Origin of the sequence: Chryseobacterium amylolyticum, assembly GCF_051011775.1 — a bacterium.
GTDB lineage: Bacteria > Bacteroidota > Bacteroidia > Flavobacteriales > Weeksellaceae > Chryseobacterium.
In genome coordinates this window covers 38,605-53,027 of record NZ_JBPCHX010000005.1, presented here as the reverse complement: position 1 = coordinate 53,027, position 14,423 = coordinate 38,605, and the positions used below count along the sequence as shown (strand labels likewise).

Below are 14,423 nucleotides of genomic sequence, written 5' to 3'. Positions count from 1 at the left end.
TATTCTTTTTAATCTTTGTTTAAATTATTTTGGAAATCTCATTTTGTAACCGATGTTTACGTCACCCTGAGAGATTTTTGTCAGTTTACCTTTCACCAGTTTCTTCTTCAGAGTACTCAGGTGGTCAGTAAACAGAATCCCTTCAATGTGGTCATATTCATGCTGAATTACGCGGGCTCTAATATCGGAAAAAGTTTCTGTATGTTTCACAAAATTTTCGTCATAATATTCAATAACGATTGTGCCTTTTCTTTTCACATCTTCTCTTACATCCGGAATAGAAAGACAGCCTTCATTGAACTTCCATTCTTCACCTGATTCTTCAAGAATCTGAGCATTGATGAAAACTTTTTTAAACTCTGCCAGCTCATCCTTAATGTCTTCATAATCCTCATCTTCTGCAAGAGGCGTCACATCTATTACAAACAGACGGATATCCAAACCAATCTGTGGCGCAGCAAGACCTATGCCATTTGCACTGTACATGGTTTCGAACATATTATCTATCAGTTCCTGTAATCCGGGATAATCTTTGTCTATATCTTTTCCTACTTTTCTCAAAACAGGATCCCCAAAAGCTCTTATCGGTAAAATCATCTTAATCTTTGTTCTAAAAAATTCTGCAATATGATAGTTGCGCTTACTTTATCTATTAATCCTTTTTCCTGCCTCTTCTTCTTATTCTTCCCGCTTTGGGAAATAAAAAATGAAGCCATTTTTGAGGTAAATCTTTCATCAAAACGGTGAACTGCAATATCCGAAAATTCTTTCTTAAATGCTTCAATAAACTTTAAAATATCGGTTTCCACTTCTGAAATATTCCCTTTCAAATCTATGGGAAGCCCAATGACTACCTCATCCACCTTGTTCTCACTGAAATATTTTTTCAAAAACTCCATCAAAGAACGGTTCTCTACAGTCTCCAGTCCGCTGGCTATAATCTGCATATCATCTGTTGCAGCGATGCCACAACGAGCCTTTCCGTAGTCTATTGCAAGGATTTGTCCCATAAGTCTGCAAATTTAGTAAAATTTACTGATTTTATTCATAACGCAGTTTTTTTATGTAAATCATGTTTTATTCCATTATTTTTTTTATAATTTTAATCTTCCAAAAAACAATTATATGAAGAAACTCATCCTCGTAAGACATGCGAAAAGCGACTGGCCGGAGGAAACGGAGGACTTTGACAGACCTTTGGCAGACAAGGGTCTGGAGGATGCTATGCACATGTCCAGATTTCTGAAAAGCAATAATATTTCCATTGACTATTTTGTGTCCAGCCCTGCGGTACGAGCACTGAATACCTGTAAGATTTTTAATCAGACCTATCAGCTGAACTGTTCTACTGATGAAAAACTATATAACCCTTCGGAAAGAAGCTTTGAATCTGTAATTTATGATTTGGATGACAATCTGAATTCCGTTGCGCTCTTCTCTCACAATAACGGAATTTCCAATTTTGCCAATTCCATTTCTGAGGATATTTTCCATTTTCCCACCTGCGGAGTTGCCGGTTTTGAAGTAGACTGCCAGTCGTGGTCAGAATTTGACGGAGCCAAAAAGAAACTTCTGTTCTTTTATGAACCCGGGAAAATTTAACTTTACTTTTCTGTTTTTTTATGCTGTCCTATCCGCTCTTCTTTTCTCCTGCCAGAAACAGAGGAAAACTTACTTTGAATCTATTGCACTGAACGATATAAACCTTTCTGCGTCCCCAAAACCCGGAAGCTGGCGGTATAATCATAATGAACATTTTCAGACATTTGAAGATTTTAAGAAATTAAAAAAAATAAAGCCCACACCTGGAAAAAATACGATTTACCTTCAACCCATCGGAACATTTGATGAACTGCAGAAAAAAGAAATAGCACTTACAAAAGAGTATTTAAAAATATATTTCCAGCTGGAAACAAAGGTACTTCCTGTTTTACCCAACACTATTTTCCCTGAAAAGGTTAAAAGAATTTCAAAAGAAGGGCAGGAACAAATTCTGGCAAGTTATGTGCTGGACAGTATTCTGATCAAAAGAAAGCCTAAAGATGCTGTAGTATTAATGGGTATTACGGAGAAAGATCTTTTTCCAATACCGGAATGGAACTATGTCTTTGGACTCGCCTCTTATGATAACGGTGTAGGGGTAACCTCGATGTACAGATTTGCCGGCGGCCAATTAACAGATTCTAATTTTGATAAAAGTTTTTTAAGATTAATAAAAATCAGCTCACACGAGATTGGACATATGTTTGGGATCAGCCATTGTCTTAATGCCAATTGTGTGATGAATGGAACCAATTCATTAACTGAAACCGACTATCATCTTGCCAGGGCATGTTCGTTATGTCAGAGAAAACTGAACTCCATGATACATTATAACAATAAGAAAAGACTTCTTGAATTAAAAAATTTCTTTGAGAAACAGTATCTCAATACAGAATTTTCTTTAGCAGAACAAGACCTAAGCCTTCTACAATAAACAATATTTCTTTTTACCAACTACACATTCCCCTCCTCCGGAGGGGTGGCAAAAAAAATATTTTTTTGACGGGGTGGTTAACAAAAAAAAGAACGAACCCAAGTCCGTTCTCCATAAAATATCTTTCGCGATTACGCCTTTTTACCTTTTAGTATTCTCGCCTCTTTATTTTCTCTTCAAATCCAGATCATCAAAATCAAAACTAAAATCTGTCACATCAGAAATTGCCTTCAACTTTGCAGACTCTGCCTTTCCGTTTTCATCATAACTGAAAATAATATAAGCATCAGCATCATAACTTCTGTCGTCCCACTTAATAATGAAAGAATTATTGGAGTACGGAAGCAGTTCTCCTTTTAACCTTGGAGAGTTTTTGCACGAAATTCTGTATGTATTTCCCTGCTGACCAATTTCTACATCACCAAACCAGACATCATTGTATGTTCCTGTAAACTGTTCTGCTTTTGGCTGCAGCGCTTTTTCTTTTTTAAATGCTTCAGATTTTGCAAAAGCATCTTTCTTTTGTTTATTGAATTCAGCCTCCATTTTAGACATTCTTTCCCCATATGTTTTCAGCCAGTTTCTGTCTGCTACCCCAAGATAAGAATCTTTTACTGTATTTGTAATAGTATTGAAAGCTGCTCCGGACTGCTGGTTCGTTAATACTACAATTCCCAGTTTCATATCCGGAATTAAAGTAAACTGTGTAACCGTACCGATCAATCCTCCGGTATGCTGTACCTGTTTATGCCCTTTAACATCACTTAAGAACCACCCTAAGCCATATCCGTAAAAGCCTGTATCATAAGGATTCTTTGCCGCCACTCTGTCCGGAATCTGTAAGCTCCACAGCTGTTGGGCATTCTTATCGGAAACTAATTTTTTTCCATCTTTAGTGGTGAAATTATTTAGGAGGCATTCCGCCCACGTGGTCATGTCTTTAATATTACTCATAATTCCGCCTGCAGCATTGGCAGTTTCGTTCCAGTCATGGGGAACAGCTATTGCTTTACCGTCTACAGGTGCATGTGCATCAATTTTATTCGCTACAGATTTTGCCCTGTTGTAGCTGCCAAAACTTGAAGTCATCCCTACAGGTTTCATGATTCTCTGCTCAATAAATTCTGCCCAGCTTAATCCTGAAACCCGGTGAATTACTTCTCCGGCAACTATAAACATGATGTTGTTATAATCCAGTTTTGTTCTGAAAGGATTTTCGGGTTTAAGATATCTTACATTATGAACAATATCATTAACCGTTAAGCTTCCTCCTTCCGGAAAAAACATAAGATCACCCTGCCCCAGTCCTAACCCTGCTCTATGGGTAATCAGATCTTTGATAGTAACATTCTGGGATACATAAGGATCATACATTTGAAATTCAGGAATATATTTTGAAACTTTATCGTCCCAGTTCAACTTTCCTTCATCTGCAAGAATTGCTAATGCAGTACACGTAAAACCTTTTGAGTTGGAAGCAATTCCCACCAACGTATTATCATCCATTGGCTGCTTGCTGGTAAGAGAACGCACTCCAAATCCTTTGGAATAGATTACTTTACCGTCTTTTACGATTCCCACCGACATTCCCGGTACATCAAAAGTTTTCAGGGTATTCTGGATCAGTTCGTCCAGCTTTTTTTCTTCTACCTGCGCATTGACCAAACTTACAGTTAAAAGAAAAATGAAAAAAGAAAGTTTCTGTTTCATTGTTTATTTTAATTTTCCCAAATTTACTAAATATTAAGCGATGCTAATTTTAGCCGTGTTAAAACTTTACAATAAATCAGTTGTATTCATGAAAAAGCCTATTTGTATCTGTATTTTCTTTCTTTTCGCGATCAATGTTGTCAAAGCCCAGGACAGAACTGCCAATCCACTGCTGTTACAAACCTGGAATTTGAATAAAATGGACACCTATATTTATACTTATGAAAAACAGGATGGTTTCGAAGCCAGAAGAGAAGGAATCAGATTTCAGAAAAACGGAAAGATCACAGGAAATCTGATCAGATCTACCTTAAAATATGATGCTCTTGAAGAACCTGTGACTAAAAACGAAAAGGCAGACCGTTACATCGGGAGCTGGAAAAAAGCTTCAGATTCTACAGTGACCATAGTATTTCCTTCCAATACCAATATGACAGGCACTTTTGTTATTACCAAACTTACGGAGAATCAGCTGAAACTAAAAAAGGTTTTCAGTGCGGATATTGAAAAGAAACTGGATTCTATCCGAAAAACAAAAAATATTACGGATTAAGATCCCGGCTCAGTTGATGAAGCTTCTTTATATTTGCAATCTTAAAAATAGTAAAATGACACTAAACAGATTATTGGCTTTCTTCTTACTGATGGTAAGCTGTAATTTATATTTTTCCCAGGAAGTCACCATTAAAGATGATAAAGTTTTACTGGATGGGAAACAGATTCTGAAAGCAGAAAAGATCAATGCAGCCCAGTATTCCTTTTTCTCTATGAAAGATGATGAGGAGGTGCTTCTTTACCGGTATATGGATAATGAAACGCCAAGATATGTAAATGATGATTATTTTATCCTGAATTTCCTGGCTGAAAAAACAAAAGTAGAATCGACTGATATGACGAAAATATCCAATTTTATGAATTCGAAAAAAGGAATGGAAAAACTGGTAAAATGGTTGCTGAAAGAAAGAGTGATCAATCATGACGGGGAACTTAATCCTGAGCGTGTAGCCGTATTCAAAGATAAATACCACGAAAATATTACTGAAAGAACCCTTAGATAATGACCAAAATCCTTCTCCTTTCCGACTCTCATTCCTATATTGATGACAGGATCCTGGAATATGCTTTTCAGGCTGATGAAATCTGGCATTGCGGAGATTTCGGAAGTCTGGATGTAATTGAACAGCTTGAAAAAATAAAACCTCTGAAGAGAGTTTACGGAAATATTGACCATTCCAAAATTCAGACGGAGTTTCCGGAGGTAAACCGTTTTTTGTGTGAAAAACTGGAAGTTCTGATGATTCATATCGGAGGATATCCCGGGAAATATTCGCCTCTTGCGAAGAAAGAAATTGCAGAACGGCCCCCAAAGCTATTTATTTCAGGGCATTCTCATATTCTGAAAGCAATGTACGATGAGAAAAACAAGCTCCTTCACCTGAATCCCGGCGCCTGTGGAAAACAGGGCTGGCATACAGTAAGAACAATGATGCGCTTTGTAGTAGATGGTGAAGAAATCAAGGATCTGGAAGTTATTGAACTGGGGCCGAGGGTGTGATGAGTGGGAGGATTGAGCGTTTGAGGGTAAAGGAGTTTGTGTTCATCCATTTTACTTTCTACCTTTGTACCAATAATTGACTCAGAGGAGACTTGAAAATATGAAAATCGGCGATAAGGTTTCGGTAGTAGATGAAGATTTAAGCGGAATGGTAACTTCCGTAAAGGGAAATATTGTCGTTTTTAAAGATGAGTATGGCTTTACCCATCAGTATCCCAAGGAAAAGCTGGTTCCGAAAGATGCTGATCTGTATGAAAATATCAGGATCGTAAAGAAGGCAGAGCCCCAAAAAGTTATTTCCAAGAAACATCAGAAAAATCATTTGGTTCTGGACCTGCATTTTCATAATTTGGTAAAAAATCCCAATGACTATGACAGTTTTGAAAGGCTGTTCATTCAAAAGGAAAAACTGATTGAAGTGCTGGAGTTTTGCAGAAAAAATAACCTGAAGAGGCTGGAAATTGTTCATGGTATTGGTGACGGTACCTTACAGCGGATGGTTCGGGATGTACTGGAAAGCCAGGTCAATATTGATTTTTATAATAAGGAAATACTTCACCATCAATCAGGTGCGGTAATGGTAGAATTTCACTAAATTTGCAGGAATTGAAATATGAACGTACTTAATTTACTTTTTACCAAAGACGGATTAATCTGCCAGATTGTTAAAAACAAAAGCATCCTGGAGGAAAAGTCTTATTTCGTTACTGAAGAGACACCAGCCAATCTTATTGAACAGAAGCTGGACGAAGTTCTTATCAGGCAGCGCTATGAAGAAATCCATGTGATTTCAGCATTTAATCACTTTACCCTGATGCCGGAAGGCTTTTCCGAGCACGATGCAGGATTTGATCTGATTGCCTTCAATGCTCCGGCTGACAGAGAGAAGGAAGAACTGATGCTCTCCATCAACAAAAAATTCAATATTCAGTTTTATTATACTTTTCCGAAAAGCTATTATAAAAAAATAAAGGAACTTGCTGTACCTGCTCATTTTAATTTCTCGGGTGAAAAGTTTTTAAGCTCAATCAATAATAAAACCAGTAAAGAAATTCACATCAACCTGTATCATAATCAGTGTGAATTTTTTGCGATTGATAATAAGAAAATTATTCTTTATAATAACCTGGATGTCAATTCAGAAGTAGATTTTCTTTACTTCATTATGTTTACATTAAGCAAAATCGGTTTCGGAATCAATGAAACCAGCTTTTATGCTTATGGAGAAACTACGGAAAATGAAACATTTATTTCTGAACTTCAGAAGTTCGTTAAAAACCTGAAAATTGTTTTTGACAACATTCCCAACAAAAATTTTATACTTAATTAGGTTGCAGGCAGCAGGTAATAGAAATTAAAACACATTCATCTGCCACCTATAATCTACCACCTAACCCCTAACAACAATATGTTCAGAATAATATCAGGTAAATGGAAAGCCAAAAAAATTGCCGCTCCCAAGAATTTTGAAGTAAGACCTACAACCGATTTTGCGAAAGAGGCTTTATTCAGTATTCTGGAAAACAAATACGATATGCAGTCCATCTCCGTGCTTGATCTTTTCGCCGGAATAGGTTCTATTACCTTGGAGCTTGCTTCCAGAGGATGTCAGAATATAATCTCTGTGGAAATGAATCCAAAACACACGGCATTCATCAACGCTACTGCTTCCGAACTTGATATGGCACTTCAGATCAATGTACAGAGAGGAGATGTTTTTGACTGGCTTAAAAAATTCAGAAATAAAAAATCATTTGAGATTGTTTTCTCCGATGCCCCTTTTGAAATGGAAGAGAAAAAATATCACGAGCTTATCTCTCTGGTTTTAAACAATAAATACCTGAAAGAAAACGGTGTTCTTATCGTGGAGCACCAAAGCCGAATGAAATTCGATCATCCTAATTTAATAGACACCCGAAAATACGGAAATGTAAGTTTCAGTTTTTTTGAACCGAATAAAGAAGATAATCGGGAACTTTAATTCCTGATTATTTTTTTTGAGATAACCGGAGCTTCTTCACCCCATTTTGTAATAGCTTCCAGAACAGGCAATAAAGTTCTTCCAAAGTCTGTTAATTCATATTCAACCACTAAAGGAGGTTTTTCTGTAAAGACTTTTCGGTCAACAATTCCATCTTCTTCCAGTTGCTTTAGCTGTAAGCTGAGTGTTCTTTCCGTAATCGTAGGAATTGACTTTCTTAATTCATTATATCGCTTGGCACCATCAATCAGGTGGTGTAAAATTACTGCTTTCCATTTCCCTCCTATAAATTTCATGGTAACACTCGTACAGCAGGGGTAGGATTTATTATCTATGGTATACATTTTTATACTATCATTTTTTACCGTTATTGCAAAGTTAGGAAACTTAAATTAATTTTGTAACTATAAAAATGATAGTATAAAATTATGAACTTTTTAGACCAAATGAAAAACAGGTATACTGTAAAAAAGTATAACCCACAGGGAAAAATTACGGAACAGCAAGTTGCAGAGCTTAAACAAATTTTAAATCTCAGTCCGTCTTCTATCAACAGCCAGCCATGGAATTTCGTCTTTGTGAACGATCCGCAGCTGAAGCAGCAATTAGGGGACAAGTCTTATTTTAATAAGGAAAAAGTATTGGAAAGCAGCTATGTCATTGTTTTCCAGGTGATCAAAGATGTAGAAAACTTTGAAAAACAAATAGAAGAAAATCTTCCGGAAGGTGCTGTTAATTATTACCGGACAATGGTAAAACCCAAAGGTGAGGAAGCTGTAAAATCCTGGCTGCGTCATCAGGTGTATTTGTCATTGGGAGTACTTTTATCTGCCTGTGCTGCCATGGGAATAGACTCCACTCCAATGGAAGGCATTGAACCTGATGGATATGATGCTGTTCTGAAGAATGAAAAATATGAAACCCTATTCGCAGTGGCTATCGGAGAAAGGGATGAAACAGATGCCAACCAGCCCAAATTCAATCCAAAGAAGAGACTGAATGCTGAGAAAGTAATTTTGGAAGCGTAATTTTAAACACAAATTCACAATCTCTCTCTTTACAAAAAACCTCATTGAAATTGAATATTATTTCCCCACAGATTTCAAAGAAGACACAGATTTTTAATTATTTTTTTATTGTAAAGCGCTCTCATCTGTGGAATTTGTGAAATCCGTGGGAACTAAATAAAGCATAAAATTTGATCGGAAATAAATCTTGTGCCTTAAACTTGATTTCGTAATGACAAAATTTAATAAATAAAAAAGTCTGCTTCAATGTGAGGCAGACTCTTTATTTATAATACTTTCAATTCTAAATCAATTGTTTTCCCGAAGAACTTCTTAGAGATCTTTTCAAAATTCTTGGTAAGATCTGAAAGATAGAAATGATAATTCGGTTTAGGATTGTTCTCGTTTAAAAGATTGTATTTATCCAGGATAATCTTCAGATGATTGGCAACAATATTCGGGGAGTCTATTACACGGACCCTGTTTCCGTAATACTGCTTGATTTCATCTATTAAAAGAGGATAATGGGTACAGCCCAGAATCAAAGTTTCAATATTTTTAAGTTTACTGTTGCTTAAATAATTGTAAATAATAGCATGGGTAATCGGATGGTTTTTAAACCCTTCTTCAATGGCTGGTACCAGCAATGGTGTTGCCAGTTCATCTACCTTGATCCATTTATTATGTTTGCGGATACTCTTTTTATACAATCCGGAATTCACAGTAGCTTTAGTTGCAATAACTCCAACATTATTGTGGATTTCGTAAGATACTTTTTCAGCAACAGGATTGATAACGTCTATCACAGGGACTCTTCCTGCAACAGACTGCATTACTTCATTCAAAGCATTAGCCGTTGCCGTATTACAGGCAATCACAATCGCTTTACAGTTCTGTTCCAGCAGAAAATTGGTAATCTTTGTAGAATATTCAATAATAGCTTCCCGGGATTTTTCTCCGTACGGAAGGTGTTTGGTATCTCCAAAGTAAATCAGATCTTCACTAGGAAGAAGTCTTTTGATTTCTTTGGCAACGGTAAGACCTCCTACCCCGCTGTCGAAAATTCCGATAGGCTGGCTTGGTGAAAGATGTGAATAATCTTGTTTTTTAGTTTTCAAATGAACTGAAATTTTATACAAAAATAATGAATTTTATCGCATATCTGTATACATCCGGGGATTATACGATAAACAAATCCGAAGCAATTCCGTCTGCCATAAACCAATGTTTTTCAGGAATTTTTAAATGGCCATTTTCAATGATTAAAATACCTTCTTCTATTTTCGGTTTGATTTCTGCCTGAAAATGCTCCAGCACGCTATCCGGAAATTTGGATTTCAGACTTTCAATATCTACTCCCCAAATGGTACGCAAGCCTATCATTATCATTTCATTAAACTGATCTTCCTGAGAAAGAATTTCCTCTTCCTTAGCCAATAGTTTATCATTAAGCTTCTTAATATACTGCTGATTATTGGCAACATTCCAGCTTCGGGCATCAAATCCGTTGTAAGAATGAGCCGAAGGGCCTATTCCCAAATACTCCTGGTATTTCCAGTATGAGGAATTGTGCCGCGAATAGAAACCGGGTTTTGCAAAATTGGAAACTTCATAATGTTCAAAGCCATGATCTTTTAAAAAGTCTGATAAATAATAGAATTCTTTATTTTGTTCTTCTTCTTTAGGACTTTTTACCTTTCCTTTTGCAATCCAGTTTTCCAAAGCAGTTTTAGGTTCTACGGTCAAGGCATACGATGAAATATGAGGAATTTCTAAAGCGATGGTTCTATTCAGGTTTTCTTTCCAGATTTCGAGATTGGAGGCGGGTGAACCATAGATCAGATCAATACTCAGATTTTCAAAGCCGAAATCCTGGGCACGCTTGATAGAGCTTTCTGCCTCTGAAGCATTATGAGCTCTGTTCATTAATTTCAAATCCTCCTCAAAAAAACTTTGTGTACCGATGGAAAGCCTGTTCACGGGTGTTCCTGCAAGCTGTTTTAAAAAGTTTTTATCCAGATCATCAGGATTGGCTTCCAGTGTAATTTCTATCTCTTTTTCAAAGCTGAAATAACGTAATGTTTCATCTATTAAAGAACGGATTTCATCCACAGAAAGAATAGAAGGGGTTCCACCTCCAAAATACAGCGATTTCAGATTTTTGTTCTGCAATTCGTCTTTCCTCAGTAATATTTCAGTTTTCATGGCACGGAGCATTTCATCCTTAAAATTCAGGGATGTTGAAAAATGAAAGTTACAGTAACTGCATTTCTGCTTACAGAACGGAATGTGAATGTATATCATAAAAAAAGCTCTGAAATTTTTCAGAGCTCAAATTTATTTAAATTAAATTGATTAGTATCTAAATCCTCTCACATTAATAAAGTTGTCGAAGTTATATCCCAGACCAATCATGAAGCTGTTTCCGCCATAGTTCTGGATATCAGACAATCCAAGGTTATAGGTAGCTCCGATCATGAACTTGTTGAATCTTACTTTTACAATTGGAGAGATACTCAGGTTCTGATTGTCAAATCTGTTCTGAACCGTTCTGTAGCTTACCCCGAAAGAGAATGCGTTGATATCGTTTGAGAATGTCGCCATCAGGTTCCAGTCGATCATTCTTGTTGAATTTGTATTAAGGTTGATCAATGCTGAAGGTGCAATTGTAATATTATCAGCAATATTCCAGTTATATCCTAAGTTCAAGAAGAATTTAATTGGAGAAGGTTCGTTGTTGTTTACGATTGAAGCATCATTACTTAATGCGATATCATTTACGGAAACACCCCCGAATAAACCTCTGTAGGTAGCAGCCAAACCGAAGTTCGCATACACCATGAAGATATTACTTTCCTCCCCTCTTAATAACGGGTCACCTCCTTCTTCAGTATTGATTTTTGAATAGTCAAAATTCATGTTATAGAAGTTAACACTTGTACCGAAAGAGAACTGGTCTTTTCTGTCTCCTTCACTACTTAGCGGAATAAAATATGAAGCACCAGCCGTGATACCACCCGCAGAGATCGGTCCGTTACTGTCTCTGAACACGGAAATACCAGCACCTACTCTATCAAAGATATTCGCATTGATCCCGATTGACTGTACATTCGGAGAATTACTGAATTTTGAAAATTGTTGTTGATAATTGGCGTTGAGCTGTACGTAATCTGTTTTTCCGTATTGAGCTGGGTTGAACAGGAACTCACCATCCAAAAGATATTGCTGATAGTATGGTAGTGATTCTTGTGCTTTGTATGCATTTGACAAAAGAGCTAAACATACGATAGCATATAGTTTTCTCATAACAAATCTTGATTTCAATTCAACAAATATAAAAAAATTCTCAATATATTTTTAGTTTTCCAAATAATTTCTCCATTTTTTTACAGCATCCGCCATATCTTTGGGCATTGGGCTCTCAAAATATAATTCCTTCTTTGTTGTTGGGTGTATAAATCCAAGGGTATGTGCATGAAGGGCATGTCTTGGCAAAATTTCAAAAACATTTTTAATAAAATGCTTGTATTTTGGAAGATTTACCCCTCTTAAAGGAGTATGTCCTTCATATCTTTCATCATTAAACAAAGTATGCCCTATATGTCTGAAGTGCGCTCTGATCTGGTGTGTTCTTCCTGTCTCCAGCTTACACTCTACCCAGGTCATGTATTTGAATCTTTCCAGAACCTTGTAATGGGTTACTGCATGTTTTCCCTGGCTGCCATCTTCATAAACAGACATTTGCATTCTGTTTTTAGGATGTCTTCCGATATGGCCTCTTATGGTTCCTTCATCTTCCTGAAGATTTCCCCATACAAAAGCCCAGTATAGCCTCTTCGTAGTTCGGTTAAAGAATTGTTTTGCCAGGAAGCTCAGTGCATATTCATTCTTGGCAATTACCAGCAGCCCTGATGTATCTTTATCAATCCTGTGGACAAGTCCTACCCTGTCAAGATCGGATTTTTCACCATTCTTTTCAAAATGATACGCCAGCGCATTCACCAATGTTCCGTCCCAGTTTCCGAATCCCGGGTGCACCACCATTCCTGCTTCCTTATCCACGACAACAAGGTCATCGTCTTCATAAATGATATTCACAGGAATATCCTGCGGGATAATGACATTCTCTCTCGGAGGATGGGCAAGCAGTACAGAGATCTGATCTCCCGGCTTCACACGGTAATTCTGCTTTACCGGAACTCCGTTCACGATCACGTTTCCGGCTCTGCAGGTTTGTGAAATTTTATTTCTTGAAGAATTCTGTCTGTATATTAAAAGGAACTTATCAATTCTTAACGGTTCCTGTTTACTGTCAACAGTGATATTAAGATGTTCATACAATCCTTTATTTTCCTCATCAATATCGATATTTTCAATACTGTTGGAATCTAATAATTCTTCATCTAAAAAATCGTCGTTATCTTCTGACATTGTTTTATATTTTTTTACACAAAAGGCCTCAACATTTGCAGTTGAAGCCTGTATTTTTGATATTAATCTGATCTTATTCTACGACAACCTTCTTGGCTTTCGGCTTTTGCGCAGGCTGTTGTGTTGTTGTGGATGCAGCCGGCTTGGCTGTATTATTTGTCGGCGCAGCATGAGTACCGTTCGCTGCAGAAGTTTTAGGCTTTTCTGTTGTGGAAGCAGCTGGTTTAACAGCTGTAGTCTGAGTTTTAGGAGCCTCTGTTTTCGGTACTTCAGGCTTTGGAGTTTCTCTTCTTGGAGCAGGTACTGCGGGAGCTTCATAGCTTGGCTCACTGTGCACTTCTTCATATCGTACCGGAGGAAGTGAAGTATCTACTTTCATACGGTAGATAGAATTCAGCTGTTCCACTTTAGCCCTTAATTCAGCAGGAGTTTTCTTACTTGCCCAAAGGTCAATCTGCATTCCCTGGTCACGAACATCTCCAGCTGCAGGATCCTGATAATAAATAATATCAGATTCATCATTACTGCCATCTTCATGTTCTACCAATCCTACTTCAAACATACTCTTGGTAATGACAGCTCTTGCTTCTTTTACCGTAAGTCCTACCACATTAGGAATAGAAATGTTTCTCATTGGTCCGGAACCAACAACTACATCAATCGTTGAGAATCTTGGTAAACGGGTACCCGGATTGACAGCATTTCCTTTATATAATATTCTTAAAAGAGCGTCCTTCTGAATACTAGGCTCATAGATCGTATCACCGATTTTAAGACCTACCTGATCCAATCTCTGGAAAGCCAGCCCGGAATATTTATTGATAACATTCGGAACAGCAATAGGAGCCCAAGTTCTGGGATTTACTTTAAGCGTTACAGTTCTTCCGTCTTTTACACGGGAACCCGGAGCAGGATAAACCTGCAAAACCTGGAATGGTCTGTATTTAGGGTCATAATTGGCACTGTCTACTTCATATTCCAATCCTGTATCATCTAATATTTTAACGGCATCATGTACCGATTTGTTTACAACATTGGGAACAGGAATTTCCTGACCATGATTAGTATGGTACTCCAACCAGCGAAATGTGAGCCATACCAACCCAACGAAAACACCGATGGCTACTACTAAATTCAGTAAAACTTTCCAATTGAAAAGTGATTTAAGCATACTTAAAAATACTTTAATTATAACCGCAAATATAGCTAATAATTTTAGAATGGACTTTTTATTTAACACAATTCATTTTTGATTTTAAAATT

At 37.0% G+C, this 14,423-nt stretch carries 18 protein-coding genes; 9 read left to right on the top strand and 9 right to left on the bottom strand.

The features are described from left to right. Positions 1–24: 24 nt before the first annotated feature. Positions 25–597 (bottom strand): peptide deformylase, encoded by a 573-nt coding sequence (def, locus tag ACR1PO_RS14450; RefSeq protein ID WP_433987204.1) that lies wholly within the window; start codon positions 595–597, stop codon positions 25–27. Continuing rightward, a complete protein-coding gene (gene ruvX, locus ACR1PO_RS14445) occupies positions 594–1,010 on the bottom strand; it encodes a Holliday junction resolvase RuvX (RefSeq protein WP_374465245.1) in 417 nt (138 codons plus the stop codon). Before ruvX ends, def begins: the two co-directional genes overlap by 4 nt. A gap of 115 nt (positions 1,011–1,125) precedes the next feature. Here ruvX and ACR1PO_RS14440 point away from each other — a divergent pair, with 115 nt between their 5' ends. Together ACR1PO_RS14440 and ACR1PO_RS14435 are read left to right on the top strand one after the other, a co-directional pair. Next, the gene (locus ACR1PO_RS14440) at positions 1,126–1,602 is read left to right on the top strand and encodes a SixA phosphatase family protein (protein WP_374465246.1); all 477 of its coding nucleotides are present in this window, start codon (positions 1,126–1,128) and stop codon (positions 1,600–1,602) included. After that, positions 1,583–2,476 carry a Zn-dependent protease gene (locus ACR1PO_RS14435; protein ID WP_433987203.1) on the top strand — a complete coding sequence of 298 codons (894 nt, stop codon included), beginning with the start codon at positions 1,583–1,585 and terminating at the stop codon, positions 2,474–2,476. Before ACR1PO_RS14440 ends, ACR1PO_RS14435 begins: the two co-directional genes overlap by 20 nt. Positions 2,477–2,641: 165 nt before the next feature. Here the strand turns inward: ACR1PO_RS14435 and ACR1PO_RS14430 are convergent, their stop codons facing one another. Further along, entirely contained in the window at positions 2,642–4,186 is a 1,545-nt protein-coding gene (locus tag ACR1PO_RS14430; protein WP_433987202.1) for a serine hydrolase, read from the bottom strand. 88 nt (positions 4,187–4,274) lie between these two features. Here ACR1PO_RS14430 and ACR1PO_RS14425 point away from each other — a divergent pair, with 88 nt between their 5' ends. From ACR1PO_RS14425 to ACR1PO_RS14400, 6 genes are all read left to right on the top strand, one after another. Beyond that, positions 4,275–4,739, top strand: a complete 465-nt coding sequence (locus ACR1PO_RS14425) for a hypothetical protein (protein ID WP_433987201.1) — start codon at positions 4,275–4,277, stop codon at positions 4,737–4,739. A gap of 55 nt (positions 4,740–4,794) precedes the next feature. Beyond that, positions 4,795–5,244: a hypothetical protein gene (locus ACR1PO_RS14420; RefSeq protein WP_433987200.1), complete on the top strand. Its 450-nt coding sequence runs from the start codon at positions 4,795–4,797 to the stop codon at positions 5,242–5,244. After that, a complete protein-coding gene (locus tag ACR1PO_RS14415) occupies positions 5,244–5,741 on the top strand; it encodes a metallophosphoesterase family protein (protein WP_433987199.1) in 498 nt (165 codons plus the stop codon). The genes ACR1PO_RS14420 and ACR1PO_RS14415 overlap by 1 nt, the downstream gene beginning before the upstream one ends. A 100-nt stretch (positions 5,742–5,841) precedes the next feature. Continuing rightward, positions 5,842–6,336, top strand: a complete 495-nt coding sequence (locus tag ACR1PO_RS14410; protein WP_433987198.1) for a DUF8465 domain-containing protein — start codon at positions 5,842–5,844, stop codon at positions 6,334–6,336. Between the two features lie 18 nt (positions 6,337–6,354). Beyond that, entirely contained in the window at positions 6,355–7,071 is a 717-nt protein-coding gene (locus ACR1PO_RS14405) for a DUF3822 family protein (RefSeq protein ID WP_332388074.1), read from the top strand. 78 nt (positions 7,072–7,149) lie between these two features. Then, the gene (locus ACR1PO_RS14400) at positions 7,150–7,722 is read left to right on the top strand and encodes an RsmD family RNA methyltransferase (RefSeq protein ID WP_433987197.1); all 573 of its coding nucleotides are present in this window, start codon (positions 7,150–7,152) and stop codon (positions 7,720–7,722) included. Here ACR1PO_RS14400 and ACR1PO_RS14395 read toward each other — a convergent pair. Then, on the bottom strand, positions 7,719–8,066 hold the full coding sequence (locus ACR1PO_RS14395; RefSeq protein WP_041462075.1) for a winged helix-turn-helix transcriptional regulator: 348 nt from the start codon (positions 8,064–8,066) through the stop codon (positions 7,719–7,721). The genes ACR1PO_RS14400 and ACR1PO_RS14395 overlap by 4 nt on opposite strands. Before the next feature lie 84 nt (positions 8,067–8,150). On the opposite strand from ACR1PO_RS14395, the gene ACR1PO_RS14390 reads away from it, so the two are divergent. Continuing rightward, positions 8,151–8,750 (top strand): nitroreductase family protein, encoded by a 600-nt coding sequence (locus ACR1PO_RS14390; RefSeq protein ID WP_332388075.1) that lies wholly within the window; start codon positions 8,151–8,153, stop codon positions 8,748–8,750. A 266-nt stretch (positions 8,751–9,016) separates the two neighbouring features. On the opposite strand, the gene murI is transcribed toward ACR1PO_RS14390, so the two are convergent. The 5 genes from murI to ACR1PO_RS14365 all read right to left on the bottom strand — a co-directional run bounded on the left by murI (position 9,017) and on the right by ACR1PO_RS14365 (position 14,331). Further along, complete coding sequence (gene murI / locus ACR1PO_RS14385) at positions 9,017–9,847, bottom strand: glutamate racemase (protein ID WP_332388076.1); 831 nt, start codon at positions 9,845–9,847, stop codon at positions 9,017–9,019. Between the two features lie 61 nt (positions 9,848–9,908). After that, positions 9,909–11,033, bottom strand: a complete 1,125-nt coding sequence (gene hemW, locus ACR1PO_RS14380) for a radical SAM family heme chaperone HemW (protein WP_433987196.1) — start codon at positions 11,031–11,033, stop codon at positions 9,909–9,911. A gap of 51 nt (positions 11,034–11,084) precedes the next feature. Beyond that, entirely contained in the window at positions 11,085–12,035 is a 951-nt protein-coding gene (locus tag ACR1PO_RS14375; protein WP_332388077.1) for a PorP/SprF family type IX secretion system membrane protein, read from the bottom strand. Positions 12,036–12,086: 51 nt separating this feature from the next. Continuing rightward, the gene (locus ACR1PO_RS14370; protein ID WP_433987195.1) at positions 12,087–13,160 is read right to left on the bottom strand and encodes an RluA family pseudouridine synthase; all 1,074 of its coding nucleotides are present in this window, start codon (positions 13,158–13,160) and stop codon (positions 12,087–12,089) included. 73 nt (positions 13,161–13,233) lie between these two features. Continuing rightward, positions 13,234–14,331, bottom strand: a complete 1,098-nt coding sequence (locus ACR1PO_RS14365) for a PASTA domain-containing protein (RefSeq protein WP_332388079.1) — start codon at positions 14,329–14,331, stop codon at positions 13,234–13,236. Between the last annotated feature and the right edge of the window lie 92 nt (positions 14,332–14,423).

Excerpts from the sequence above, each read along its gene's own strand:
- def (WP_433987204.1), bottom strand. The coding sequence starts at position 597 with ATGATTTTACCGATAAGAGCTTTTGGGGATCCTGTTTTGAGAAAAGTA.
- ruvX (WP_374465245.1), bottom strand. The coding sequence starts at position 1,010 with ATGGGACAAATCCTTGCAATAGACTACGGAAAGGCTCGTTGTGGCATC.
- ACR1PO_RS14440 (WP_374465246.1), top strand. The coding sequence starts at position 1,126 with ATGAAGAAACTCATCCTCGTAAGACATGCGAAAAGCGACTGGCCGGAG.
- ACR1PO_RS14435 (WP_433987203.1), top strand. The coding sequence starts at position 1,583 with ATGAACCCGGGAAAATTTAACTTTACTTTTCTGTTTTTTTATGCTGTC.
- ACR1PO_RS14430 (WP_433987202.1), bottom strand. The coding sequence starts at position 4,186 with ATGAAACAGAAACTTTCTTTTTTCATTTTTCTTTTAACTGTAAGTTTG.
- ACR1PO_RS14425 (WP_433987201.1), top strand. The coding sequence starts at position 4,275 with ATGAAAAAGCCTATTTGTATCTGTATTTTCTTTCTTTTCGCGATCAAT.
- ACR1PO_RS14420 (WP_433987200.1), top strand. The coding sequence starts at position 4,795 with ATGACACTAAACAGATTATTGGCTTTCTTCTTACTGATGGTAAGCTGT.
- ACR1PO_RS14415 (WP_433987199.1), top strand. The coding sequence starts at position 5,244 with ATGACCAAAATCCTTCTCCTTTCCGACTCTCATTCCTATATTGATGAC.
- ACR1PO_RS14410 (WP_433987198.1), top strand. The coding sequence starts at position 5,842 with ATGAAAATCGGCGATAAGGTTTCGGTAGTAGATGAAGATTTAAGCGGA.
- ACR1PO_RS14405 (WP_332388074.1), top strand. The coding sequence starts at position 6,355 with ATGAACGTACTTAATTTACTTTTTACCAAAGACGGATTAATCTGCCAG.
- ACR1PO_RS14400 (WP_433987197.1), top strand. The coding sequence starts at position 7,150 with ATGTTCAGAATAATATCAGGTAAATGGAAAGCCAAAAAAATTGCCGCT.
- ACR1PO_RS14395 (WP_041462075.1), bottom strand. The coding sequence starts at position 8,066 with ATGTATACCATAGATAATAAATCCTACCCCTGCTGTACGAGTGTTACC.
- ACR1PO_RS14390 (WP_332388075.1), top strand. The coding sequence starts at position 8,151 with ATGAACTTTTTAGACCAAATGAAAAACAGGTATACTGTAAAAAAGTAT.
- hemW (WP_433987196.1), bottom strand. The coding sequence starts at position 11,033 with ATGATATACATTCACATTCCGTTCTGTAAGCAGAAATGCAGTTACTGT.
- ACR1PO_RS14375 (WP_332388077.1), bottom strand. The coding sequence starts at position 12,035 with ATGAGAAAACTATATGCTATCGTATGTTTAGCTCTTTTGTCAAATGCA.
- ACR1PO_RS14370 (WP_433987195.1), bottom strand. The coding sequence starts at position 13,160 with ATGTCAGAAGATAACGACGATTTTTTAGATGAAGAATTATTAGATTCC.
- ACR1PO_RS14365 (WP_332388079.1), bottom strand. The coding sequence starts at position 14,331 with ATGCTTAAATCACTTTTCAATTGGAAAGTTTTACTGAATTTAGTAGTA.